This is a genomic window from Streptococcus cristatus, from assembly GCF_001578775.1.
GTDB lineage: Bacteria > Bacillota > Bacilli > Lactobacillales > Streptococcaceae > Streptococcus > Streptococcus cristatus_A.
Map to the genome: position 1 here is coordinate 1,250,749 of NZ_KQ969062.1, position 2,474 is coordinate 1,253,222.

The 2,474-nt window shown below is 35.7% G+C and carries 2 protein-coding genes and 1 pseudogene; all 3 read right to left on the reverse strand.

Going from position 1 to position 2,474, the window contains the following annotated elements; genetic code table 11:
• Nucleotides 1–1,161, reverse strand: a 1,161-nt coding sequence (locus SCRDD08_RS11670) for a hypothetical protein (RefSeq protein WP_061422886.1), incomplete at its 3' end; no start/stop codon positions are given.
• Nucleotides 1,152–1,738, reverse strand: a pseudogene (locus SCRDD08_RS06270) (hypothetical protein). The gene SCRDD08_RS11670 and the pseudogene SCRDD08_RS06270, both read right to left, overlap by 10 nt.
• Nucleotides 1,739–2,099: 361 nt before the next feature.
• A complete protein-coding gene (locus tag SCRDD08_RS06275) occupies nucleotides 2,100–2,420 on the reverse strand; it encodes a hypothetical protein (RefSeq protein WP_061422887.1) in 321 nt (106 codons plus the stop codon).
• Nucleotides 2,421–2,474: the final 54 nt, after the last annotated feature.

The window sequence follows — 2,474 nt, forward strand, 5'->3', positions numbered from 1 at the left end:
GGATAGTAAATCCTCTATCTCTCCACCAGAAAGGTTATGAGCCAGCGTATACGCTGCCGATCGCAGTTCTATTATGTGCTGAATGACACTTTCCTTGGCATTTGCAAGTTTATCTTTGATCGCCTGCTCATATTCCTCAGCTTGTAGCTGAGCAGTTTGCGCGCTTGTACGAACTAATTCTTCTCTCAAACTAATCGTTTGACTGCCTGAACTAGTCTTCAAGGAAGCGTGCAGTTCACCAATGCGTTGTCTATTTAAAGTGAGTAGTTCTTGCTTAGAAGGTTCTGGAGCAAAGTCTCCATAAATCTTTTTATATAGCATCAAATAATAATTAGGGTTTGTACTTGGTAAAAACTCTTTGTTTTTTCCATTTTTGGTAGCTTTATTTCTTACTTCAATAGCTTTTCTGACCTGCTTTTCAGTCATACCAGAAACAAATTCACCTCTTTTAATATACTTATCAAAATCAAAATTATTACCTTTTAAATATGGAGTTTGAATATTATGGCTTTTTCCTTCAAAAACGCGAACTTGACCATAGGGAATAGCACCTCCGTTCCCGTCCCATCCTGTAATTTCCTTCCCAGAATCTGAGTAAATTATCGCATGATTTTCTAAAAACTTCAGCTCTGATTTTGTGAAATGTCCACTGTCTACAGCCTTTTTAGCGCCCCAATCGTAGAAATTAACAATCTCTTTAATCTTATATTTTACTGAAAGCTTTACATTTGGTACTCCACCTTGACTATGAGCAGATGAATACCAAATTTGACCACCTTCCACTCCTTTCTCCTCCAAGCGTCTCTGTGTTTCCGCGAAAAATTTATCCAATGTATCATATTGGGGACTTAAACCTGAGCCATAGGCGGCGTCAGCAGCACCTATTACAGATTTCACGGTATTGCCTATCTGACCAAAAGAGTTTTCCAATGGATTAATCTTGTTCTGTGTACCGGCCGTTAAGACAATGGTCTTTGAATAATCAGTTTTATTATTTACAATAGGAGCGACAGCAATAGCTTCAGTTGCGGAATTTTCAGAATTGATGATTTCGTATTCTGGTCCGCCAATCGTTATTGATCTTCTTGTTCCCTGTTCAAGATATTTCCACTCTCGAACCACTTTGTGCAACTTTTGAATATCTCTATGAGTCAATGCCATTTCCAATATTCTCCTCTTTTGATTTCCAAGTTATAGATTATTTCTATATTAGGACTTCCTGTTTTGTTTTTTTGATATTTTTTAACTTCCCAATATCAACTAATGCTGCAATATTATTATCAATCTCTTTAATATCTGTTTTTATTTTAGCATCATCTGGTAGGGTTTTAGCATTACTTACATCTATTTCAACCCCTAATCCCTTTGCAGAGTTTTCTAATTCAATAATTTCATTATCATTATGATCAAAATTTAAAAGTAATCCTGAGAGTATTCCATAAGAAGGATAACCAGTTTTCCCGATTTGGCCTCCTAAAACTGCTCTATTTCCCTCATCATCATAGATTACTGGAAGGACGTCCGCTGTGAATGGAGGATTGTCCTTACCACCTTGGACGAAAATAGGCGAGAATTCTATTTTAGAGATTCCTGAGTAGTTTTCTTTGATATATGTTCCAATCTGTTCTTCCAACAATCGAAAACCATGTTTGATGACTTTTTCTTCTTTTGCATCTAGTCCTGTCGAACTCTTTTGTACATTTAGCATATATAATACTCCTCCCGAAATTAAAACCATAAGAACTACAATGATCGCAAATTTTTTTTCTTCACTGTTTACCCACCTCACACCTTTATAAAAATGCTTTTATTTTTTAATTATAGTATATCATATATAAAAGCGCTTTTAAATATCTGTTTATAGTATCTTGAATATTTTACATAAAAAAGTTTTATTTCAAATCCTATAAATACCTTCGCTTTCATTCTTTATGTCTTTCTTAAGACCTAATTACAATCTTCGAACCTCTTGATCAGACAAAGTCATATTGTCCCAGACTCTTCAAGCTCGTCTCATCTCACCTTCTCTCTTCCTCAAAACAAAAAAGACAAGCTTAGCCTGTCTGATGGATTCGTCCGAAGGAAAAGTGAAGCCATGATTACCTTGTTTCTTTCTTCAGTTCGTTCAATTTTTTATTGTACAAGCGATTTTCTTCTTGACAGACTTCATTCAGTCGATCTTCGTAACGCCTTATTTTCCGCTCGAAATCTTCTCGATTTTCCTCAATTTGGTGTAATATATAAGATGAATCAGCAGGCGAACTGTGACGACAGAATGATATAACCCAATTGCTCATTTCTTCCGAAAAATTTCTAGCTTCCCGTTTCATATCGTGATAATCCCATTCCAATTCACTGGCTTTTCTACGAAATGCTAGATGTTCATCGTCTAATTGTGCCATCCGCTTTTTTGTATCCATAAAACCTCCTATAAAATTGGGCTCATCAAATTAGGTGTTGAGATTTCAGTTAAA